At 43.6% G+C, this 24,799-nt stretch carries 16 protein-coding genes; 9 read left to right on the forward strand and 7 right to left on the reverse strand.

Annotated features, from left to right (window positions below):
- The first annotated feature begins 5 nt into the window (after window positions 1-5).
- The gene (locus IEY67_RS19640) at window positions 6-1,103 is read left to right on the forward strand and encodes a PspC domain-containing protein (protein ID WP_122356049.1); all 1,098 of its coding nucleotides are present in this window, start codon (window positions 6-8) and stop codon (window positions 1,101-1,103) included.
- Window positions 1,104-1,315: 212 nt separating this feature from the next.
- Here the strand turns inward: IEY67_RS19640 and IEY67_RS19645 are convergent, their stop codons facing one another.
- From IEY67_RS19645 to IEY67_RS19655, 3 genes are all read right to left on the reverse strand, one after another.
- On the reverse strand, window positions 1,316-1,711 hold the full coding sequence (locus tag IEY67_RS19645; protein ID WP_183671931.1) for an HIT family protein: 396 nt from the start codon (window positions 1,709-1,711) through the stop codon (window positions 1,316-1,318).
- An 11-nt stretch (window positions 1,712-1,722) separates the two neighbouring features.
- Entirely contained in the window at window positions 1,723-2,193 is a 471-nt protein-coding gene (gene greA / locus IEY67_RS19650; protein WP_122356045.1) for a transcription elongation factor GreA, read from the reverse strand.
- A gap of 194 nt (window positions 2,194-2,387) precedes the next feature.
- The gene (locus IEY67_RS19655; RefSeq protein WP_122356122.1) at window positions 2,388-3,545 is read right to left on the reverse strand and encodes a TlpA disulfide reductase family protein; all 1,158 of its coding nucleotides are present in this window, start codon (window positions 3,543-3,545) and stop codon (window positions 2,388-2,390) included.
- Between the two features lie 204 nt (window positions 3,546-3,749).
- Between IEY67_RS19655 and pnp the strand changes: the two genes are divergently transcribed.
- A complete protein-coding gene (gene pnp, locus IEY67_RS19660) occupies window positions 3,750-5,996 on the forward strand; it encodes a polyribonucleotide nucleotidyltransferase (RefSeq protein WP_122375582.1) in 2,247 nt (748 codons plus the stop codon).
- 97 nt (window positions 5,997-6,093) lie between these two features.
- Here the strand turns inward: pnp and IEY67_RS19665 are convergent, their stop codons facing one another.
- The 3 genes from IEY67_RS19665 to IEY67_RS19675 all read right to left on the reverse strand — a co-directional run bounded on the left by IEY67_RS19665 (window position 6,094) and on the right by IEY67_RS19675 (window position 12,260).
- Complete coding sequence (locus IEY67_RS19665) at window positions 6,094-7,647, reverse strand: sulfatase (RefSeq protein WP_122375581.1); 1,554 nt, start codon at window positions 7,645-7,647, stop codon at window positions 6,094-6,096.
- A gap of 63 nt (window positions 7,648-7,710) precedes the next feature.
- Window positions 7,711-9,204 carry a RagB/SusD family nutrient uptake outer membrane protein gene (locus IEY67_RS19670; RefSeq protein WP_122375580.1) on the reverse strand — a complete coding sequence of 498 codons (1,494 nt, stop codon included), beginning with the start codon at window positions 9,202-9,204 and terminating at the stop codon, window positions 7,711-7,713.
- Between the two features lie 14 nt (window positions 9,205-9,218).
- Entirely contained in the window at window positions 9,219-12,260 is a 3,042-nt protein-coding gene (locus tag IEY67_RS19675) for a SusC/RagA family TonB-linked outer membrane protein (RefSeq protein WP_122375579.1), read from the reverse strand.
- Between the two features lie 177 nt (window positions 12,261-12,437).
- Here IEY67_RS19675 and IEY67_RS19680 point away from each other — a divergent pair, with 177 nt between their 5' ends.
- Entirely contained in the window at window positions 12,438-16,538 is a 4,101-nt protein-coding gene (locus IEY67_RS19680) for a two-component regulator propeller domain-containing protein (RefSeq protein ID WP_183671932.1), read from the forward strand.
- Window positions 16,539-16,692: 154 nt separating this feature from the next.
- Here the strand turns inward: IEY67_RS19680 and IEY67_RS19685 are convergent, their stop codons facing one another.
- Window positions 16,693-18,333, reverse strand: a complete 1,641-nt coding sequence (locus IEY67_RS19685) for a fumarate hydratase (protein WP_122375577.1) — start codon at window positions 18,331-18,333, stop codon at window positions 16,693-16,695.
- A gap of 162 nt (window positions 18,334-18,495) precedes the next feature.
- Here IEY67_RS19685 and IEY67_RS19690 point away from each other — a divergent pair, with 162 nt between their 5' ends.
- From IEY67_RS19690 to IEY67_RS19715, 6 genes are all read left to right on the forward strand, one after another.
- Entirely contained in the window at window positions 18,496-20,727 is a 2,232-nt protein-coding gene (locus IEY67_RS19690; RefSeq protein ID WP_183671933.1) for a trypsin-like peptidase domain-containing protein, read from the forward strand.
- A 304-nt stretch (window positions 20,728-21,031) separates the two neighbouring features.
- A complete protein-coding gene (locus IEY67_RS19695; protein WP_122356037.1) occupies window positions 21,032-22,723 on the forward strand; it encodes a tetratricopeptide repeat protein in 1,692 nt (563 codons plus the stop codon).
- 200 nt (window positions 22,724-22,923) lie between these two features.
- Window positions 22,924-23,325 carry a hypothetical protein gene (locus IEY67_RS19700; RefSeq protein ID WP_147382553.1) on the forward strand — a complete coding sequence of 134 codons (402 nt, stop codon included), beginning with the start codon at window positions 22,924-22,926 and terminating at the stop codon, window positions 23,323-23,325.
- A gap of 123 nt (window positions 23,326-23,448) precedes the next feature.
- The gene (locus IEY67_RS19705; RefSeq protein ID WP_122375574.1) at window positions 23,449-23,799 is read left to right on the forward strand and encodes an NADH-quinone oxidoreductase subunit A; all 351 of its coding nucleotides are present in this window, start codon (window positions 23,449-23,451) and stop codon (window positions 23,797-23,799) included.
- Window positions 23,790-24,335, forward strand: a complete 546-nt coding sequence (locus IEY67_RS19710; protein WP_122375573.1) for an NADH-quinone oxidoreductase subunit B — start codon at window positions 23,790-23,792, stop codon at window positions 24,333-24,335. The genes IEY67_RS19705 and IEY67_RS19710 overlap by 10 nt, the downstream gene beginning before the upstream one ends.
- A complete protein-coding gene (locus IEY67_RS19715; protein WP_122375572.1) occupies window positions 24,332-24,781 on the forward strand; it encodes an NADH-quinone oxidoreductase subunit C in 450 nt (149 codons plus the stop codon). Before IEY67_RS19710 ends, IEY67_RS19715 begins: the two co-directional genes overlap by 4 nt.
- The last annotated feature ends 18 nt before the right edge of the window (window positions 24,782-24,799 follow it).

A 24,799-nucleotide genomic window follows, 5' to 3' on the forward strand; every position in this document is an offset into this window, starting at 1 on the left:
AGACAATGAAGAAGACGCTTACAGTTAATTTGGGAGGAACAGTTTTCCACATTGACGAAGATGCATACCAGCTGTTGGATAAATATCTTTCTAATTTACGTATACATTTCCGTAAAGAGGAAGGATCCGAAGAGATCATGAATGATTTCGAAATGCGCATTTCCGAATTGTTCGGCGAACGTGTACGTTTAGGACATGAAGTGATCACGATCGAACATGTGGAAGAAGTGATCAATCGCATGGGGAAACCGGAAGAGATTTTTGAAGAGGAAGAAACTGAAGAAGAAAAAGAGAACGCTAAAAAACGCGTTTTCCAGGAACAGGTTATCACCGGCAAGAAGAAACTGATGCGTGATCCGGACAACCGTGTAATCGGTGGTGTTGCCGCAGGTATCGCCGCCTATATGGGCTGGGACACTACTGCTGTCAGATTAGCCATGATCTTGTTGTTGTTCATCCCGTTCGTGCACTGGATGGCTCTGCTGTACATTATACTCTGGATGGTTATGCCAGTAGCAAGAACAGCAGCCGACCGTCTGATCATGCGAGGAAAGAGTGTCACACTCGAAACGATTGGACAAACAGTCACAGACGGTTTCGAAAAAGTATCCAGTAATGTAAATGATTATATCAGTTCTGACAAACCTCGAAATTTTTTTCAGAAACTAGCTGATCTGTTTGTTACAGTATTCGGCTTCCTACTAAAATTCGGAGCTGTCTTAGCCGGAATTATCCTGCTACCTCCTCTTTTGCTCATCGTTTTTATATTGTTCATTGTGACTGTAGCCTTAGTCGGAGGCGGAGCAAGCGTTTTATATCAGCTTTCACCTTTCGGATGGGATCTGTATAGCGGAGTACCTGTTTACATGGCTGTAATCGGCTGTATCGGCGTAATTTTATTAATAGGTATTCCTGCAATCGCATTACTTTATGCAGTATGCGGACAACTATTCAATTTAAAACCATTACCCACCTCAGCCAAATGGACATTGTTAGTTTTATGGTTAATCGCAGTTGCAGGATGTATCATTTATTTTGTAAACGTAGGATTACCTGCACTCAGCCCATACCTCTGGCATAACACCTACTCAATACATATATAAAAGATTAGATAAAAAACTTGTTTATAATTTGTGTGTTTAAAAAAAGAAGGCCGCTCTGTCTCAGAGGGGCCTTTCTTCTAAGGTTAACAAATTTATGAGTAAAAACCACTAATGAATCATTTAAAAAACCACTATCACTGCCGTTTTGAGACTTGCAGTAATAGTGGTTACAAATATAGGTATAATTTTCAATAAAAAAAGACTTTATCGAATTATTTGTAAGCTTTTCTTATCAAGGCAGCAACCTCCGCCAACTCATCCTGAGTTATTGTCATTTTTTCTCCACCAAAATACATATCCGATTCCTTGGTTATAGGGATTAGATGAATATGTGCATGAGGCACTTCCAACCCCATCACAGCTACCCCTACACGCTTACAGGGGATAACTGCTTCCTGAGCACGCGCCACACGTTTGGCAAAGGCCATCATTCGCCCTAGCAATGGGTCTTCCAAGTCAAAAATATAGTCTGTTTCCTGCTTTGGAATAACCAATGTATGACCTTTTGCGACTGGATTTATATCCAGGAAGGCAAAGAATTCTTCGTCTTCCGCAACCTTATGGCAAGGTATTTCACCTGCCACTATTCTACTGAATATTGTTGCCATATCTTATTGTATTAAATTGAAATTTCCATAACTTCAAAGGTCATCAATCCGGATGGGACTTTGATTTCCACCACGTCACCGACCTTCTTTCCCATCAGCCCTTTGGCGATCGGAGTACTGACAGCGATCTTACCTTCTTTCAGGTTCGCTTCAGAGTCAGAAACCAATGTATATGTCATTACAGCATTATTTTTCGTATTTTTGATCTTTACCTTGTTCAGAATCTGAATTTCATTTGTCTGAACACGTGATTCATCAATCAGACGTGCATTAGAAATCAGACCTTTCAACTGGGCCAGCTTCGCTTCCATGATACCCTGAGCCTCCTTTGCTGCATCATATTCTGCATTTTCAGACAAGTCACCCTTATCTCTGGCTTCAGCAATCTGGGCAGAAATTTCGGGACGCTTCACGGTTTCCAAATAGTTGATTTCAGCTAAAATCTTGTTGTAGCCGTCTTCTGTCATATAACTAACAGCCATATTAATTCCTCCTAATTATTGATTTTTAAATTAATGTTTATTACTACATAATAAAAAAAGAATCCCGACCAGAACATGGCCGGAACTCCTCTTTCTCTTTATTTAAGACAATGCAAAGATAAGACATCTTTTCAAGATGCACAAACCAGCGCAAGTGCTTTACAACATATAAATCTGATTGTTAGCGTACTACACTAAAGTACTGCTTTTACATCCGCTTCCAGGTTTTTCACATCATCCACCCGTTTCACCAGATTACCTTTACGGTCAAGGATAAAGATAGCAGGTAATTGCTTTACATTATACAGCCCTGCGATCTGGGAATAAACCGACTGCGGATCCCGCACAGCCACCCAGGGAAGATTGGATGCGGCATTCTTCCAGAAATGGACATCAGAGTCAAGCGATACCTGATAGACATCCAATCCCTGACCATGATATTTCGTATATAATTCACCTAAGGCCATATTCAGTGCCGGAGACCACTCAGCCTGGTAAGCCGTAAAATTAATGATCACAGGTTTCCCTTCCGCTACAGAAGATAGTTTTACTACTTCCCCTTTCAGATTCGGCAATTCGATATCCAAGAAACTCACCTCGGTCGTTTTCACGTCATCCAAATTTACCGGACGTTGTGCACGAAGAACCTTCATAGACTGTAATGTCAGGTTATAAAGATGTTTCGAACGCGGACTTCCGGGATAAAAATGATCGTAGCTGGTAGCTACCGCTCCATAAGCCTTCACATCGTCTCTGTCGTACAGATCAAAGAACAGCAATCCGTCAATCTGCTGGAACAACGCATAATAAGCTGCTGTCGACATCGGAGCCGAATAGATGTACTTACGGGCCACATCCTTGTAAGCTTCAGCCGTTTCTATTAATCTTGCACGGTAAGTCGTATCTGCGATATGTTTATCTTCATATTCTTTGCGCAAACGTCCGATCGCCTGGTTAGCATCAAGCTGAGCCAGTGTAATCGCTTTGATCGCCTTGCAGTTCTCCGATCCTTCCACCGAATAAGAAGTGGCGAATGTTCCCGCATCGGCAGCAAAAGTGATCGTCTCGACCGAATCGATCGCAAAATTGATCTTCTGATTATTCAGTCGCAAACGATAGAAATCCGGAAAGTCCGGACGTTTATGAGTGAATTTGAACTTACCTGCAGCTGTGAGCTTGACAGAATCCAACAATTCAACATTCGATATACCGACATTTTCCAAATACATGGTCTGGCCGTCAGCGCCGGATACAACCCCTTTCACAGTAAAATCAGAAGTGTTGTTGCATGCCGTAAACAACAGCATACTTATTCCGAAAAGAACCAGTAGTCGTGCAGATATTTGTTTCATCCTAATTTCCTTTACAATGTTCGTAATTCCGATGCAAATATACATTATTTTACAATTGTGGCACTATTATTCGTAAAATCTTCCCTTTATTTTTATAAAAAAGGGCTTTTCTGATGTTTTTTATTTTCATTTTCATGTGTTTACAGGTAAACTTTCATTACATTTGCACCAATTTTTACAGATAGAAAAATAAGAAAGAAGATTATGCTTAATCCAATTAACAAGACGATCGAGTTGGCTGATGGAAGAACCATCACCATCGAGACCGGGAAATTGGCTAAACAGGCGGACGGTGCGGTTACCGTTCGTATGGGCAACACTGTGTTGCTGGCTACTGTTTGTGCCGCTAAAGATGCAAATCCCGGTGTTGACTTCATGCCGCTGCAAGTTGAATACAAAGAAAAGTACTCCGCATTTGGCCGTTTTCCCGGAGGTTTTACAAAAAGAGAAGGAAAGGCTTCAGATTATGAAATCCTGACATCGCGCCTCGTTGACCGCGCGTTGCGTCCGTTATTTCCGGACAATTACCACGCAGAAGTATATGTAAACGTTATATTATTCTCTGCTGACGGCGAAGATATGCCGGATGCTTTGGCTGGTTTAGCAGCATCAGCTGCTTTAGCTGTTTCCGATATACCTTTCAACGGACCGATCTCTGAAGTTCGCGTAGCACGTGTCGACGGTAAATTTATTATTAACCCGACATTCTCTGAATTGGAAAAAGCAGATATCGACATGATGGTTGCTGCGACGATCGACAATATCATGATGGTTGAAGGCGAAATGTCTGAAGTACAGGAAGCAGACATGCTGGAAGCAATCAAAGTCGCTCACGAAGCGATTAAAGCACAGTGCCAGGCTCAGCTCGAGCTGTCGGAAGCTTGCGGCAAACTCGTTAAACGTGAATATTGCCACGAAGAAAACGACGAAGAACTGCGCAAAGACGTACACGATAAATGTTTCGCAAAAGCATACGCTGTTGCCACATCAGGCACAGACAAACACCAGCGCTTCGATGCTTTCCAGGCAATCGTCGACGAATATAAAGCTAACTTCTCTGAAGAAGAGTTGGAAGCCAAAGCTGAAATGATCGGCCGTTACTACCACGATGTAGAAAAAGAAGCCATGCGCCGTGCTATCCTTGACGAAGGAAAGCGTCTGGACGGTCGTAAGACTACTGAAATCCGTCCGATCTGGATCGAAACGGATTATCTTCCGGGACCTCACGGATCTGCAGTCTTCACACGCGGCGAAACTCAGTCACTGACAACTGTTACACTCGGAACCAAAGCCGACGAAAAGATGGTTGACGACGTACTGAACCACAGCAAAGAACGTTTCCTATTACATTATAATTTTCCTCCGTTCTCTACAGGTGAAGCTAAAGCATCACGTGGCGTAGGACGTCGCGAAGTAGGTCATGGTAACCTGGCTCACCGCGCTTTGAAGCGCATGATCCCGGATAATTATCCTTATGTTATACGCGTGATCTCTGATATTCTGGAATCAAACGGTTCTTCTTCTATGGCTACTGTTTGTGCCGGTACACTGGCATTGAGAGATGCCGGCGTTCCGATGAAAAAACCGGTATCAGGTATCGCAATGGGTCTTATCTCTGAGAACAAAGGTCAGAACTATGCTATCCTGTCGGATATCTTAGGAGACGAAGACCACCTGGGAGATATGGACTTCAAGGTAACAGGTACAGCAGACGGTATCACTGCCACTCAGATGGATATCAAGGTAGACGGTTTATCATACGAAATCCTTGAAAACGCACTGGCTCAGGCAAGAGAAGGCCGTATGCATATCTTAGGAAAGATCATGGAAGCTCAGCCGGAAACACGTGCTGAACTGAAACCGCATGCTCCGCGTATCGAATCGATGACGATCGGTAAAGAGTTCATCGGTGCAGTGATCGGCCCGGGTGGAAAGATCATCCAGGGTATTCAGGAAAAGACTGGTGCTGTTATCACGATCGAAGAAGTTGACGGTGTAGGTAAGATCGAAATCTCCGGAACAAACAAAGATACGATTGATGCTGCTATCAGAGCGATCAAGGGTATCGTTGCCGTTCCTGAAATCGGCGAAGTATACGAAGGAAAGATATCTTCTATCATGCCTTACGGTGCATTCGTTGAATTTATGCCGGGCAAAGACGGTCTGTTGCACATCTCTGAAATCGACTGGGCTCGTCTGGAAACAGTAGAACAGGCAGGTTTGAAAGAAGGCGACACTATTCAGGTGAAACTGGTAGACATCGATGCAAAGACCGGTAAGTTCAAACTTTCTCGCAAAGTGTTACTACCGAAGCCGGAAGGTTACGAAGAACGTCCGCCGAGACCCGAAAGAGGTCCGAGACCGGAACGTGGTGATCGCGGAGACCGTGGTCCTCGTCAGGATCGTGGTGACCGTGGAGATCGCGGAGACCGTCGTAACGATCGTTATTAATAAACGACTTTCTTATACATTATATATAAAAAGGGTGTGCCAAATATGGCACACCCTTTTCAATTTTTATCAGACGACAGGTTGTTCCTAAAACACTTTATATTTCATCCGGCCATGGGCAGGGTTTGCCAGTATTTTTAAAAATCGGACGTTGTGCATCTGTGCTACGCAGGTAAGCACCTAGCTCTTTAGACAACCTTTTAACGATGTCAGGATATTGAACAGCAACATCGTTCTTCTCACCAATATCAGCCGGAACATTAAACAGTTCTTTTTCACCCGTTTCATAGTAATACACTAATTTCCAATCATCTTTGCGGATAGAACAGTCTAAGTTGATACCAGGACCGTCGTTGCCCCAGATATTAGGAAAATTCCAAACTAAAGCACGGTTTCGTGAGGGATCGCCTGTACCGGTGAGCAACGGCACAAAACTTATACCATCCAGCGGCTGTGTCGTCTTGTATTCCTTTACCTCCGCTATTTCAAGTAACGTGGGGTAAAAGTCTTCAATCATCAAGTATTTGTCACATTTACTTCCTTGCTTGACCACACCTGGCCAACTGATAATCATGGGTTCACGAATCCCTCCCTCATAAAGAGAACCCTTACCACTATTCAGTGGAAAGTTTTGTGTATGTAGTTCTCCATCGCGCCAGGCAGGTTCAGAGGCTAAACCTCCATTATCGCTCATAAAAATAACCACAGTGTTGTCTGCCTCGCCATTCTGCTCCAGCCAATCCATCAAGTCACCTAAACTTTTATCCATACCTTCGATCAATGAAGCATAAGCCGCTTCCTTGTCAGTCAGCCCTTTACGAACATATTTACCAAAAAAGCGGTCATCTTTGTCGACAGGAATATGGATGGCATAGTGAGACATATAGAGATAGAAAGGCTGATTATACTTTTTAGCTTTATCGAGAGCCTTGATGGCTTCGAGAGTAAGCGCTTCAGTGGCGAATATACCCGTTCCCCAATAATTCTCCAATCCGGGAATAGCCATTAGCGAGAAAGGCTTTCCGTCACGTGTGTGTCCATAATTCCGTTCGCTCAGATAGGTGGCAAGGCCACCGGCTGCATGTCCGGCAATGTTTACTTCAAATCCCCAATGCATCGGGTTTTCGCCCGGTGTATCGATGGCACCGAAGTGTGCTTTACCACAGTGGATGGTGTGGTAACCGTTTTGCCTCAACAATTCTACAAAAGAAGTGCCGACGAAAGTATTGTTAATGCCTTCCACCTGGCTTACTCCATTATAGTTCCAGTCCGGTAGTTCGAGGGTAGAGCTGGTGCGGTCGGTGGTTTTGTCGCGTTCGAGTGTCCAGTTGGTAACGCGGTGACGAGCGTTGTTCACACCAGTAATAAGGCTACAACGAGTTGCAGAACTGATATTGCAGGCATAAGCCTGGGTAAACATCATCCCCTTACGCGCCAGACGTTCCATGTTAGGAGTTTCATAAGCCTCATTGTAGCGGGTCTTCCGTGTCCAGAAAGGCAACGAAGTGTCTTGCCACCCCATATCGTCCACCATGAACAAAATGATATTCGGACGCTTTTCGGGTTGCCCGGCAGGAGTTTTCTTCTGCGCATATGTAGAAGTCCCGGTAATAGAAACCAGAACAAACGATAAGAATATGTTTTTGTACATAAATATCTATTTTAGAATTTCATAAACAGAACAAAATGTCATTGTTATACCAGTTTGGCCAGACTATTCAGCACCTTCATATCCTGGATTCTGCCCTAACTGATTATTAGATTCACGTTGTCGTAAGGGAATAGGGTAAAGAACATGATAAGGCTGTGCATTCTTTCCACGTGCCTGAGCATTGGTTATAAACTTACCGTGGCGAATGAGATCTTCCCTTCTCAATCCTTCAGAAAAGAATTCGCGACCACGTTCAGCCAGGATAAAATCGCGCAGAAGCTCCCTGGTTGGGTAATCCTTCAGCACTATCTCTTCCGTCTTTGCACGTTTTCTAATCTGGTTGACAAGGTCTACACTTTCCTGACTGGGACCTTGTTGTTCATTGAGCGCTTCAGCTTTACACAATAGTATATCTGCATAGCGGATGTAGACGATGTCATTACCGTTGTTTTCACCTATAGCGTTGGGGTCGGGCCAATATTTGAAACTTCGCACATTGTCAAGAGCCTGGCCATTCTCGTCTCGGCACAACTCTACTTCATTACCGCTCTCGTTGATATAATGTGCGACAAAAGATTCGAGACGAACGTCATTTCCCGCAAAGGTTTCATAAAAAGCGGTATAGGTACGAAACTGTGCACCGAAGTTTATCCAGTTGGACTGGATAGGATAATTAGGCGGGAAAGCATGTGCCATATAATTGTTCTGGAAACCGGACTGGGCGATACAAGGTGCGCGATAAATATATTCTTTATTGCCTTCCCCCTCTATGGAAAACATCTTTTTGTAGTCGCTGTATAACGAATAATAGTTCAGATCGATAATTTTCTGAGCAGTACTTGCGGCATTCACCCAGTCTTTTTCGTGCATGTAGAGCTTAGTCAAAACAGCCAAGGCACTCCCTTTGGAAGCTTTGCCGATAGGATTTTCTTCGATGGGCAGGTTCTCAATCGCAAAGGTAAGGTCTGCCACAAGATAGTTTACAAACTGTTCCCGGGAAGCACGCGGTGTAGATTTACCTATCTCTTCTATCTCGTCGGGCGACGCATTTTTAGGAAGTTCGATAATCGGCGTTGTTCCAAAAAGGTTGTATAAAAAGTAGTAGGAGACAGCTCGGATGAAACGCGCTTCGCCTTGAGTGCGTTTCAGATTTTCTTCGGGAACCCCCGTAAGCCCGTCAACAACATTGAGAACAGAGTTAGCACTGGCAATAGCTTCGTACATCTTTCCCCAAAAACTGTTGAGTATAGAATTATCCACCGCCCAGGTGAAATTAATAAAGGGAATGGCATCGCGTTCCAAACCACCGCCTGTTTCAAAAGCAATATCTGTAGGGAACTCATTCATCAGGAAAGTATAATTCCTGCTTGCGTATTCAATTATACGAGACCTTGCATAAGCACCTGCCAACAAGGCATCTACTCCGTCCTGGTCTTTCAGAAGTTCGGAGGGATCATATTCTGTATAGACTTTTTCTTCAAGAAAACCATTACAACTTGTTACGCCGGTTAGTATCAGTGCAAAGATTGCGGCATAGATATATCTGTTCATTTTCATAATGCAATATTTTTTTAAAATGTAATATTAACTCCAAATCTAACGGTACGAGCCAGCGGGTAGCTGTTGTAGTTCACCTTGGAAACCTTATCGGCTCCTGAGGCACTTGCATCGGGGTCAAAACCTTCGTAGCCGGTAAAAGTATAGAGGTTATCTACCGCTGCATAAACCGAGGCAGCCCGAATATACTTATTCCCTCTCAGCGGAACATCGTAACTCAGATTGATATTCTTAATACGGAGGAACGAAGCGTCTTTTACTGTAAGTGAATTGGTCATATACTGACCACCGTAATTAGACGAGTTCACGCCACTAGGATATTTATTGGTAGGATTATTTTCCGTCCATCTGTTCTGATAATATTTGGCTATGCGGTTACGGTATTCGTTGGTAGGATAAAATGTTTCGAGCACGTTTGCATCCAATGTCTGTATGCCGAATACTCCCTGCAGGAAGATACTAAGGTTGAAGTTCTTATACCGGATATTATTAGTAAAACCCAAAGTTACGTCAGGAAAGGGTTTACCTAAGACAACACGGTCGTCAGAAGTGATAGCATTGTCATCGTTCTGGTTTTTGAACTTTAAGTCACCGGGTTTGGCATTCGGCTGGGCCGAATTAGCAATGTCGTCACCTTTCTGGAAAATACCCTCCACTTCATAACCGTAATAAGAATAAATAGGGTCACCCACACGAGTTATTTCATAGTTTGAGATAAAGCTGGCCATCGATCCTGTAATCAGTTCCGGAATAAAATCAGGCAGCTCTTTGACACGGTTTTTCAGTAGGGAAAGATTGAGTGAAGTTTCCCATCCGAAGTCTCTTTTGTCGAAGTTGATACTATTTATCATAAAGTCTATACCGGAATTCCGTACCTTACCGGCATTCACCTTCACGTTAGCAAAACCGATAGACGAGGGCAGCGGTTTGTCAAACAATTGGTCTTTCGTATCGCGAATGTAGAAGTCCACACTACCTGTCAGGCGGTTGTTAAAGAAACCGAAGTCGATACCGAGGTTAGTCTCCGCCGTAGTTTCCCAACGTAAATTAGGATTTGGAAGCCGTGCCTGTACCAGTCCTTGCATCAACGAATTGCCAAAGACTGCAGATCCTGCCGCTTTCAGGGTCTGAAGTGTCTGGTAGTTACTAATACCCTGGTTGCCTAGTTGACCGTATCCAATACGGAGCTTTAGATCGCTCAGATTATCAAACGTCTTGAGGAACGGTTCTTCCGACATTCTCCAGGCAAATGCCACGGAAGGGAAGAAAGCATACTTATGATCAGAAGAAAAACGGGAAGTACCATCGTAACGGAATGATGCCGTAAGCAGGTAACGGTTCAGCAAGTCGTAATTGATTCTGCCCAAAAAACCGTTCAAACGATTGCGTTCTTTGCCGGAAAACACATCATCCCCATTCAGTTTGTCGCCACTCTGCAAGGAGTTAAAGCCCGTCACGTCAGAAAGAAAACCTTTCGCCTTGCCTTCCACATATTGTGAGGAGAATTGTTCAAAAGTCGTACCGCCAAGAATAGTAAATTTGTGAACATCGTTGAAATTCTTCTTGTAAGACAGCAGAAATTCTGCTAGCCACTGAGTCTTTTCTTCACTCTTCTTGGATGCTTCGCCCTTACTAGCCAAGCCGTTTAATGTTTCCCGGCTTCTATAGCTCGACTGAGTGTAAGTATCTATCGTAGCACCTAAACGGACAGTGGCAACGAGATCCTTAAGCGGTTCGATTTCCGTAGTAAAGGTTCCATAAACATTATTATCTTGCTTTTCAGGCGATACGCCATGTAAAAGTGCTTCGGGATTATCGAGGGCGATAAAACTGTTCTTACGGTAACGTCCTGTCTCGGGGTCAATACCGGGAGCCAGTGTCGGGTCGAACTGAAGCGCAGAATTGATGGGACCAGCCCCTTCATTGGCTCCGTCCATATTTTCGTACATCGACCGTCCGTCTCCACGGGTATAATTCAGATTAAACTTGAAGCGCAGAAACTCTTTGGGAGCCGCGTTCATGTTCACCCGGACATTATATTTCTTCAAGTTTGACAATTTCACTATACCTTGCTGGTCGAAGTAACTCATGCCTAGATAAAAATCATGCTTTTCGCCCCCCCCGGCAAGCGACAGTTCATAACGTTGTACCGGAGCACCATTACGAAATATCTCATCCTGCCAATTCGTTCCTTCACCCACAGCCGCAATCTGTTCTGCCGTGTAGATGACTCCATCCGGATTGTTTGACTCCAGACGCAAAGCATTCAGGGTCTCCATATATTCCCTGCCGTTAAGAACATCCACTTGTTTGGCAACCGACTGGAAGCCCACTTCCGCACCGAACTTCACGATTATATCTCCCTTTTTACCGCTTTTGGTCGTAATAAGCACTACACCGTTTGCTGCACGGGTTCCATATATCGCTGCTGACGAAGCATCTTTCAAGACTTCGATAGACTGGATGTCAGCCGGATTGATAGACGAAGGGTCCACACCCGGTAGTCCGTCCACAACAACCAGCGCCGAGTTACTGCTGTTAATAGAGCCGGCACCGCGTATCTGAATCTTGGACGCCGCTCCCGGGGCAGAACTGGTTTGGCTTATAGTTACACCGGCAGCCTTACCGTTAATCATCTGAAAAGCATTGGTATTTATACCTTCCGTAAACTTACCTTCACCCACGGAGACTACAGATCCGGTGATGTCCTGTTTCTTTTGAGTACCATACCCGATTACTACCACTTCTTCCAGTAATTCTGTATTTTCTTCCATTTCTATGGATAAGGTACCCTGATTCCCATTCAGCAAAATGTCTAGAGTAAGGTATCCGACATAAGAAACAACCAAAGTGTTTCCTTTTTTTGCATCCTTCAGGATAAATTTTCCATCAATATCAGTGATTGTTCCGTTAGCTGTTCCTTTAATAAGGACACTGGCACCGATAATAGGTTCATTAGACTTTTTGTCTACAATAGTACCTTTGACATCAAATTGTTGTGCATGAGTAACCATAACCGACAACAACAGCATAAATAGAATAATGATTTTTTTCATTGCATATAATTTAAGTTCTACAAAAGATCAACGTCACAAATGTATTATAGGAATAATTCTTTTAAGGTGCACGTTTCTCTCAGTTTATATGCATGTTTAATTCATAAAGCTTTTTATTTCTTTATTTTTTGGTTTATAAAGAAAATATGCTTCTTTTGTCGGAACAATCTAAATATTATGAAGCATTTTCTAATTAGCTCTCTTTTATTTTTATCCATCAGTTTTATATATTGTATAGATAGCCATGCTTTCCTAAACCGCGATGTTCATTTGTTAACCATGCAGGATGGATTAGGAGACAATAAGGTAAATTGCATTTATAAAGACAAGAATGGTTTTATGTGGTTCGGTACCGATAACGGATTGAGCTGCTACGACGGTTCGTCCGTCAAAAATTTTACCATGCAACTAACTTCCTATATGAATGTCTCTGCTATCGGCGAGCTTTCGGAGCATTGTCTCGGAGTGGTAGTCGACCAGACCCTCTATGCCTTCGACCGCTCTACCGAACGATTCATCTCTATAGAAGGAGGTCTGGAAAAAGGAAAATTGCTGCAGTTTATACCCGCCTATCCGAACCAATGCCGGATTATCAGTTCAACGCATCTCTATTTGTATAACGTAAAAGAGAGAACGGATAAGGCACGACATGTGACTGCGCTTGAGCTGACTATGGAAGAGAAAGTGGGAGGGCTGGTGAAGGACAGAGACGGCATTACCCGTTGCACCCTGTCGGAAGACAGTACGAAAGTTTACCTGACCAACAGCCGTTTAGAGCTTATTGTCTATGACTTGAAAAGTAAGACCGTAACTCAGCAGATTTCATTAGGCAGTCCCAAGGTTCTTTCTATCAGTTCTATCTTAGAAGCAGGCAACAGAATATGGATTACTACCATTGACCACGGTATTATCTGTTATCATAAACACTCGGGGCACGTAGAACATATTTCCTATGAAGCAAAAGACGAGAAAAACCTATTGTCGCATCCAGATGTCTATGAAATCGTTCAGTTAAACAATAACAGGCTTCTAGCGGTTACCTGGAACGGATATACATTGCTGGATCCAGGCAAAGGTATCTCGGAAGAACTCACTACACATATATATAATAATGTATCCTTAGTGAATCAGAACCTCGAAACCCGTATGATTTGTGCTTTTTACGATTCGCAAGGAGTTTTATGGATAGGAACAAACGGAGGCGGAGTTATATATTCCGACTTAAGGTTGCAATACTTCAACCAGTATCACCAAGACAGGCATAATGAAATTTGTAGTATACAGGTCGACGATGATGGATATGTGTGGCTGGCAACTTTTCACAAAGGTATTATGAAGAGTACCCACCCTTTCCATTCGAGCTCCTCTTTCAAATTCGTAACTGCCGGTAGTGAGGAAGTCAGAAAGAAAGAGACTGTCTTATGTACGATGAAAGACGCAGAGGGGAATATCTGGTTCGGCAATAAAGACGGGACACTGACTGTCTATGATAAACATGGAACCTTTAAAGTGCACCCTTTAGACATGGAGGTTACCATCAATCGTTCATCCATCTGGGCACTTCATATAGACCGGCAAAACAATTTTTGGATAGGCACAGACAAAGGATTGTTGTTGTTTAACTCGTCGTCCGGAAAATGCCAACACATAGAAGTACGCAAACAATCCCAACCCGGTACTTTGACAGAATTGGAAATTCCTGTCCATGCCATTACAGAAACGAAAGATGGAACCGTGTGGGTTGGTACCGAGCAGCATGGCGTAGGTAAAATAGTTGACCATGTCGCAGGAAAGAAAACTATGGAAATGGAATATGGAACCTCATTCAAGTTGCATAATGCTTCCGTCAAGTCACTCCTGGCTTCTTCCGATGGACAGCTATATGTCGGCTATGAAACCGGATTCGCCATCATAAACCCCGAAAACGGCACGATCCATAACTTCTACACAACGAAAAACGGATTATGCAATAATCATACCGGGTGTATCACAGAAGATGCCAAAGGAGATATATGGATAGGCTCTAATTCGGGAATTTCCCGGTATAGCCGCCACCAACAGTTATTCTATCATTATTATATATCAGGGAGTAACCGTTCAGCGTTTCTGTATGGGAAGTACTTGTTTTGGGGAAACAATAAGAGCCTGACTTATTTCGATCCAGACAATATAAACGTATTTTCCTTTTCCGAAACAGCCGCTATTACGACTTTAGAAGTAAGCAACAAAACCGTGGCTATGGGAGAAAAGATAAACGGACAAGTCATCTTGAACAACAGCCTGTTTTATGCCAAAGAGATTGAACTGAACCACGACAACCGTGATTTCTCACTCACTTTCAGCAGCCTCTCTTTTTCAAAAGAACGGCAAAAATTACGTTACCGTCTCTATCCGTATCAAAAAGAATGGATGATAGCTAACGGAGGAGGGAAAGTTTCATACGCCAACTTACGGAAAGGAGACTATACTTTCGAGATACAAAGTCTCTATCCCAATGAGCATATCGGAAAGATGACCTCTCTCAAGGTGACTATCCTTCCTCACTGGAGCGAGACATTCTTATTCAAGTTGATTCTCCTGGTTCTTATAAGTTTGGCCATACTAAGGATCATTTACCGTATCAGGGTACGCCAGAAAAGACTGGAATATGAACTACAGTTACAACACGAAGTATTTACGGCTACTGTAGCACGCGACAAAGAGAAACAGATACGCATGGAGCGAGAGAATTTCTTCACCAACGCTGCCCACGAACTGCGTACTCCTTTAACCCTCATTCTATCCCCTTTACAAGAGTTGTTACAGAACCTCAAATCTTCGGATGCCATGTTTGAAAAACTGCAGATCATGTATCGTAACGGCTCCTCACTACACACACTGGTTGATCATTTGCTTTACGTGCAAAAAATCGAGGCAGGCATGGTAAAACTGAGTTTATCAAAAGCTAATATAGTTGAATTAGCCTCCCGGGAGGCTAATAGCTTCTGCCAGCTGGCAGAAGCCGAAGAGTCTAATTACACAATAGATTTACCATCCGAACCAGTGTGCCTGTGGATAGATATAGAGAAAATAACTTCGGCAATACGCAATTTACTATCCAATGCATTCAAGTATACTCCTCCAAAGGGCAACATTACATTACGTATAGACCAGACAAAAGTAGACGGTAAACTGTATTGCAGGGTAATAGTTTCAGATAGTGGCAAAGGTATTCCTTATGAGTTGCAAGAACGTATATTCGACTCTTTTATTACCGGTGAAAATACCCCCCTACTTTCCTCCAAAGTAGGCATCGGACTACGTATCGTCAAAAACACAATGGATTTGCATCATGGAACAGTGACATTGACAAGTACCCCAGGCAAAGGGAGTAAGTTTACGTTGCTTATTCCCGAAGGGAACACCCACTTCGCAGAAGACAAATATCAACTTGTTAATCCTCCCACTGTAGAAGAACCGCTAATTTCTTTACCGGTAGCACCTCTTGTCGTTCAGGAAGAAAAGAATATAAAAAAGAGAAACTTACTTGTAGTGGAAGATAATAAGGAAATCCGCACTTACATCTGCAGTCTTTTCCGCAAAGACTATGCTGTATATGAGGCCGCTGACGGCGAGGAAGGTATACAGGTTGCTACCCGCCTCCTCCCCGACCTTATCATAACCGACATCATGATGCCTGTGAAAGATGGCTTTACCTGCTGTCGGGAAATACGTGAGCAGCCTTGTACTGCCCATATTCCTCTACTAATGCTGACTGCCAAAGCTGAAGATGCGGATATCCTGCAAGGTACAAAGATGGGTGCAGACGATTACATGATGAAACCGTTCAACCCGGAAATATTGAAATCAAAGGTCGAAAACCTTATCTTACAACGGGAGCGACTGAAACGTATCTACACTAAGACTCTTATGTTAAAGCAAAAGCAAGCTGAGGAAGCAGGAGAAGAAGAGAAACCCGATGATTTTATGCAACAGGTTATCAATGTGATAGAAGTAAATCTTTCGAATGAAGATTTTAACGTGAAGATACTGGCAGACCGGCTAAATATGAGTCAGCCTACTTTATACAGAAAGATAAAACAGCATAGCGAACTGGCAGCTATCGAGATAATCCGCAGGGTGCGTATGAGTAAGGCGGCGGAGCTTATCATGGAGAAGAAATACTCTATTCAGGAGATAGCAGAAATGGTCGGTTATAGTGATACACGTACACTCCGGAAACATTTTGCCGGACAGTTTGGAGTGTCACCCTCTAAATACTTAGAGTCCGAAGACTAAATACAAAATAAAGTATCTGTGGAGAAGACAGACTCATACAAGAACAATACGTCTTCAGTTGATTTAAGAAATCGAATGGCAACAGCAATTCATCTGCATGGAAAAAGCTGCCCCACAGAATGGAGCAGCTTTCACCTCTTATAATGAATTAGTCTTATTTACTGCAAGAACAACGCGGCTTCAGTTGTTTGAAGAAATCGTTGCCTTTATCGTCAACCAGGATAAATGCAGGGAAGTCTTCCACTTCGATCTTCCAGATTGCCTCCATTCCCAACTCCGGATATTCCAGACATTCTACTTTCTTGATGCTTTCCTGTGCAAGGATAGCTGCCGGACCACCGATACTTCCCAGATAGAAACCACCATGCTTCTTACAAGCGTCTGTTACTTGCTGGCTACGATTACCCTTGGCAATCATGATCATGCTACCGCCATTATCCTGGAACAAGTCCACGTACGAGTCCATACGACCGGCAGTTGTCGGGCCGAAAGAACCGGAAGCCATTCCGGCAGGAGTCTTGGCAGGACCTGCATAATAAATAGGATGATCTTTGATGTATTGAGGCAGACCTTCACCCTTGTCGATACGCTCTTTCAATTTGGCATGAGCAATGTCACGACCTACAACGATCGTTCCGCTCAGAGAAAGACGAGTTGAAACCGGATATTTAGTCAGTTCTTTCAGGATATCGGCCATCGGCTGGTTCAGATTGATCTTTACAGCATTACCTTCACCTGCTTTACGTAATTCTTCAGGGATCAGGCGACCCGGATTTGAATCCATCTTTTCGATCCAGATACCGTCTTTATTAATCTTACATTTGATGTTACGGTCGGCAGAGCAGGAAACACCCATACCTACCGGGCAAGAAGCACCATGACGGGGCAAACGAACAATACGAACGTCGTGAGCATAATACTTACCACCGAACTGGGCTCCCAGACCGATGTTATGAGCAGCTTCTAATACTTCTTTTTCCAATTCGATATCACGGAAAGCCTGTCCGCCTTCGTTACCGCTTGTAGGCAGGTTATCGTAATAATGAGTAGAAGCCAGCTTCACTGTTAGCAGATTCTTTTCAGCAGAAGTACCGCCGATAACGAACGCAATATGATAAGGAGGGCAAGCAGCCGTACCTAATGTCTTCATTTTTTCTACCAGGAACGGAACCAGGGTCGTCGGATTCAGGATCGCTTTCGTTTCCTGGAACAGATAAGTCTTGTTGGCAGAACCACCGCCCTTAGCGACACAAAGGAATTTATATTCCATACCTTCGGTAGCTTCGATGTCGATCTGTGCAGGTAAGTTACATTTCGTATTTACCTCGTCGTACATATTTAAAGGAGCATTCTGTGAATAACGCAGGTTTTCCTCCGTATACGTTTTGTAAACACCTAGAGAAAGCGCTTCTTCATCGCAATATCCTGTCCATACATGTTGGCCTTTTTCACCGTGGATAATAGCCGTACCGGTATCCTGACAGAAAGGGAGCTGACCTTTTGCAGATACTTCCGCATTACGCAGAAAAGTCAGTGCCACGAACTTGTCGTTGTCGCTGGCTTCCGGATCGCTCAGGATCTTAGCCACCTGTTCGTTGTGCTCAGGACGAAGCATGAAAGCCACGTCACGGAAAGCAGCGTTAGCCATCGCTGTAAGTCCCTCTTTTGCAATTTTCAGCATCGGTTGTCCTTCAAACTCGGATACCGATACATACTCTTTTGTAAGCAGATAATACTCTGTCGTATCCGGTCCGAGTGGGAACGGTGCCTGATACTTAAAAGGAGGTGTTGCCATATCTTTATTATTTAATTATGTAATATTGGTTTTACAATTTCAGAATCATTCTTTTTCGCTTGGCAAACTTAGATAAAAATCACGAAATACGGGAGTGCTTTCACAAATTTGTTCACCGGAAACAATTAATTAGTTAAAAGAAAAACATATATTTGCACGTATATGAAAAAGCTAGTCACACTTTTCATCCTGTGTATATTGTCATCTAACCAATTGGCAGGGCAGGTCAGCCACGGAGGCAAACCTCTTCCGTTTGCGACACTCAGTACCCGTTCGGGAAGCCAGTTCAAAGAGATGCCTCCTTTCGACGTTGCTGAACAATTACGAATCGACTCACTGAATGAAAGCGACCTGCGTAGCGGATTCCATTTCGCTTACAAATTCATGACAGATTTTACCCCGGAGAATTCAGGAAACTGGTTCACGCAAGCTGACGGCACGCGGGTATGGCGGTTAGGCATACGGTCGGCAGGAGCCTACTCGATCAATGTCCTATTCTCCGAATACGAAATTCCGGAAGGCGCCCAGCTTTTCTTGTATAACCCGGACCAGACACATATATTAGGCGCTTTCAACCATCTGAACAACTCCGAGTTAGGCAGACTCCCCGTCTCACCGGTCCAGGGCGACGAACTGATCATCGAATATCAGGAACCTGCCAATGTTCCGTTTCACGGCAGATTGAAAGTAGGTGAGATAAATCATGATTACCGCAACCTCAGAGGACATGAACCTATCGGGCACAGCCCTATTTATCATTGGTGCATAAAACCATTGGCATGCTTCCAAAACAATACGGACAAATACAACGAAATAGGCCGTAGCTCCGTACTGATCATCGTCAATGGACAAAATGCCTGTTCGGGTACTTTAATTAATAACACATCGAATGACGGAAAACCCTATCTGTTAACGGCATCACATTGCCTGAACGATCAGTTCTCGATCAAAAATCCTGATTATGAAATGATAGCGGGTAATATCGTTACATTCTTTAATTACGAAAGTCCACTTTGCGATCCTGTTATGAGAGGCACAGAAGAAATGTCGATGGCTTCGACTCATTTCAGGGCGACCAACGAAAACACCGACATGGCCTTACTGGAACTGACGGAAATTCCGCCGGTTTATTATCAACCTTATTATGCCGGTTGGAATGCAAAAGATCAAGGTTCTGCCCCCTATGTCGGAATCCATCACCCGGATGGTTCTGTAAAACGGCTCAACACGACCGATCAAGTCGAGTTAACGACCTATCCATATACAGATAATTTTATAAAGAACGGGCACTGGCACATAAAAGAATGGACCGACGGCTGCACACGCCCGGGTTCCTCCGGCTCCGGCTTGTTTGATAACAACAACCAAATTATCGGGGGACTTTCAGGAGGTATATCCAGTTGTCCGTCACCTTATGACGATTTCTATTTCGCTTTAAGCCAAAGCTGGGACGTCTCGCCGGACGCAGATAAACAACTGAAAGCATGGCTCGACCAGGCAGGAACAAACACTGCACGAACCTGTAAAGGACTCGACCCTTACAGTGTCACCCCTTGCATCCGTCTGAGCAATGTCAAAGAAAGCGGAAAAGCGGAAAATGTAGAAGCGACGCCCCTCCCCTCTCCCGGAACGGGTCCGGCCTTCGGAAACAATTCGCTGAACATGAACGAGTTCGCTGAAGCTTACAAAATAACCGGAGAGGCGAAAATATACGGTACATATATCGTGAATCCGGCTATAAGCAAAGACAAAGAGATAGATGTAGAAATTACTGTTTACGGTGGCTCCGGCAAACCGGAAACATTGCTACATACCGAATCATTCAAACCGTCGTTCGTAACCACCAATAACAACATCGATTTTATCGATTCCATTAAGCCATTGAACCGTGATCAGGAGACGTTCATCACGTTTTCCGAACCGGTAGATGTATCCGGCGATTTCTTTATCGGATATAAGATCAAGACAGCAACTGCCGCCACCTCTTTCTCGGCATATAATCTCCCGAAAGGAGAAACAAGCAAAAACACTACGTGGATCAACTACAAAGGGCAATGGATAGAGGCATCCGCCCATCCGGCCTCTCCCATGAGCACTTCCCTGTTCATCGATCCCGTCATCCAATACAATACGGCTTCAGCCAACACACCTATCGACAACAACAACCCAATTCGCATATTCACGGAAACGGCATCCGAAACAGTCCATATCCTGCTACCTGCCACAATCCGTGAAGCCCGATATTCCATCATATCCATGAACGGAAATACATTACAAAGCGGGATTGTCCGCAGCGGACAAAATACGATCCCGGTAGCAGGTGCCACATCAGGTATTTATCTGATACAAATCACCTACGGCGAGACGGGTTTTACGCAAAAGATATTATTTTAATCAAAAATACACAATAAGTGAACGACAGACGAAGCATGTCAAGATAGACAAAGAGAAATGAAACTTGAAATTTTAACTAAAATACAGTCGGACAAGCATCATTAGAACGTCCGTAAATCCTGCATTTTATATCCTTTTTAAGGAAAAAAGAGGCACGGATTCATTAATAAGTATTAATTAGAAAGATTTTATCGTATCTTTGCTATTCATAACAAAAAAATGCTTTAGTTTTGCACTTTGATGGCTAAGGGACAATTGAAAGTGAATATATAAACATAGTAACATTTTAAACTTACATCAAATTATGAACAAAAAGTTTTTATTGTCATTCTTTGTAATGGCAGCAATTTTAACCCTTTCTTCTTGTTCAAACAAGTTGAAACCGCTAGCTGAAGAGTACATCAAAGCTGAGCCGCAGCCGCTAGAGGCTATCGGAGGCAAAGTACCCGTGACTATCAACGCTACTTTCCCTGCAAAATGGTTCAACAAGAAAGCAACTGTAACAGTAACTCCGGTTCTTCGCTATGCCGGTGGTGAAGCATGGGGAACTTCTTACACTTATCAAGGTGAGAAAGTAAAAGGTAACAATCAGGTTATCCCGCAGAAAGAAGGTGCTAACGTAACCATGAAATCTGCTTTCACTTACAAACCTGAAATGAAGAAATCAGAATTGTATCTGACTTTCGATGCAAAGATCAAAAACAAAACAGTTAAATTGCCGGACGTAAAGATCGGTGAAGGTGTAATCGCAACTTCTGAACTGGCTGACGCTGCTACTGCAACTGCTGCTATCGCTGCTGACAAATTCCAGCGTATTATCAAAGAAGCTCACGATGCTAACATCATGTTCTTGATCCAGCAGGCTGAACTTCGTTCAAAAGAACTGAACTCTACTGCTATCGCAGACTGGAAAGACTTGGTTAAAAATGCAGACGAAGCTCCTAACCAGAACGTAGCAATCGAAATTTCTGCTTATGCATCTCCTGATGGTGGTGTTAAACTGAATACAGGTTTGGCTGAAAGACGTGAAGGTAATACTTCTAAATATCTGGCTAAAGAATTGAAGAAAATGAAAGTGGATGCTCCGGTTGACGCACGTTACACTGCTCAGGACTGGGAAGGCTTCAAAGAATTGGTATCTGCTTCCAACCTGCAGGATAAAGACCTCGTATTAAGAGTTATCTCTATGTACCAGGATCCTGAAACAAGAGAAAAAGAAATCAAAAACATCTCTGCTGTATATTCTGATCTGGCAGAAACTATCTTACCTCAGTTACGTCGTTCTCGTTTGACTGCTAACATCGAAATCATCGGTAAGTCTGACGACGAAATCAGCGCATTGGCTAAGAGCAATCCTTCTGAACTGAACATCGAAGAAATTCTGTATGCTGCTACTCTGACTAACAACGATGCTGAAAAGATGACAATCTATACTAAAGCTTCTGAACTGTATCCTAACTGCTACCGCACTTGGAACAACATCGGTATGATGGCATTCAAGGCTGGTGACCTGGCTAAGGCTGAACAGATGTTCAACAAATCTAACTCTGTTAAGGCTAACAACGAAGCTAACATGAACTTAGGTCTTATCGCTCTGACTAAGGGTGACCAGGCTAAAGCTCAGCAATTGTTCGGTAACGCAGCAGGCGTAGCTGAATTAGGCGAAGCTCTGGGTGTTCTTTACCTGGAACAAGGCGAATGGGCTAAGGCTGTTAACTCTTTCGGTTCTGTTAAGACTAACAACGCTGCATTGGCTCAGATCTTGGTAAAAGATTACAGCAAAGCATCTCAGACTCTGAACGCTGTTGCTAATCCTGACGCAATCACTTCTTATCTGAAAGCTGTTGTAGCTGCTCGTACAAACGACGCTAACGGCGTTGTAAGCAACCTGAAGGCTGCTATCGCTGCTGACAGAGCTTTGGCTAAAGAAGCTGCTATCGACCTGGAATTTGCAAAATATGCAACTAACAGCGAATTCGCTAGCTTGGTTAAGTAATTAAGTTTACAACCTACATATAAAAAGGCTGCTTCCGTATTGGGAGCAGCCTTTATTTTTTAAGACATAACAACCGTTTTGCAGAAACAAATGATACACAAATATGGTTCTTATTATATAATTTAAGACAAAATGTTTTGTCATCTTGTCAACCTTTTACACCTTTGCGTGCCAATTTAAATAAACAGACGTTTTATCAGATGAAAGGATTATTATCTATACTTGTTTTTTTCAGCTTGATACTGATGGGTACTCAAGATGCGACAAGCATAGAAACATGTATCCGCCACGGAAACGTACAATTAAGTTCTGCCGAGAAAACGATTAAAGACAGAGCCTTACAACAGCAACATGAGCTAATATTCGACCTGGCAGAGAACTGTAACTATATACACATTCTATCCAAGCTGTCACGCGAAAGAAGCAACTCCAATAATTCACTCCGGCTGGAAAACAAATCGTATTCGGATCGGTTTCTGAAAGAGTTCAATCTACGCCAGCGTACCAGTGAGTTAATATCGACATTACAGATTATCGACGCATCGTCCCTTCATTACCGCTTCGCACATTTTATCTACGAACTGCGAAGGATTATCATTTAAATCTATTCTTACTGATATCTTATAAGCTATTCCTGTAGACAGGAAAGGCACAAATTGCTATTGCCGGAAGTGACATCTTCATCCGGCAAAGGTTATCTACCTTTTAATTAATTCATAACAGATATGGGAGCTATATCAATTTTACTAATGCTGTTCGCCGGCATTGGCTTTGCCGGTCTGGCGATAGGTATGGGCAAACTGGTGTCAACGAAACGCAGAAACCCGGTCAAAGGAGAGGCATACGAGTGCGGACTTCCCACGGAAGGAACATCCTGGGGGCAGTTTAACGTAGGTTATTACCTCTTTTCATTATCCTTCCTCATCTTCGATGTGGAAATGGTATTCCTTTATCCCTGGGCCGTCACACTGAAAGAAGTAGGTGTCCCGGCACTGGTCGAGATTATCTTTTTTATGCTGTTCCTCTTCATGGGATTGCTTTACGCATTTAAAAAGAAGGCATTGCAATGGAAATGAAAAAAGAGTTTTTACCCGAGATACCGGAAGAGTTCCGCGAAAACCTGGGACGGAATGTCCTGGTTACGACCATAGACAAAATTGCCGGATGGGCCCGTAGTAATTCACTCTGGCCGTTGACTTTTGGAACCAGCTGTTGCGCTATTGAAATGATGAGTGCAGCATCCGCCAAATACGACTGGTCGCGTTTCGGTTTTGAAGTGGCGCGTGCCACCCCACGACAGGCCGACCTGATCATTGTAGCCGGTACAATCACGAGCAAGATGGCTCCGGTACTACGCCGTTTGTACGACCAGATACCGGAACCCAAATACGTGATCGCTATGGGAGCCTGTACGATTACCGGCGGCCCATTTGCCAAAGATAGCTACACAGTCGTACGGGGCGTAGACAAGATTGTCCCGGTAGATGTCTATATTCCGGGCTGCCCGCCCCGGCCGGAAGCCTTGTTACAGGGAATGATGGCGTTGCAGCAAAAAATCAAATTGCAGAAAGCGTATGTAATAGAGAAACCTAAAGACGAACCAGAGTTATGAATAAAGAAAAACTGACAACATTACTCTCCAACCGTTTCCAGGGGAAAGATATAGGAGAAAGTTTCGGGCTTCCAGCTCTGATAATCGCTAAAGAGGAGCTTATGGATACCGCCCATCTGCTGAAAGAGGACCAGACATTTGGTTTTAATCAGCTGGTTTGCGAAACAGTAACAGACCGTAGCGAATATTTTGAACTGGTCTGTCACCTGCGTGCAGTAGGTAAAGGACATGAAATGATCCTGAAAACACACGTGGAGCGGGAAGAGACTCCTCTCCTTCCCTCACTCTATGAGTTATGGCAGGCTGCAGAATTATTCGAAGACGAGATATACGACCTGTTCGGTATCCGTTTCGATAATCATCCGCATCTACGCAGGTTATTCCTGGATGAAGAGTTCGAGGGATATCCATTACGTAAAGATTTTGTGAACACGCTCGATTTGTAAGCTACACGACTTAATAGG

Origin of the sequence: Parabacteroides faecis (assembly GCF_014647375.1) — a bacterium.
Classification (GTDB): Bacteria; Bacteroidota; Bacteroidia; order Bacteroidales; family Tannerellaceae; genus Parabacteroides; species Parabacteroides faecis.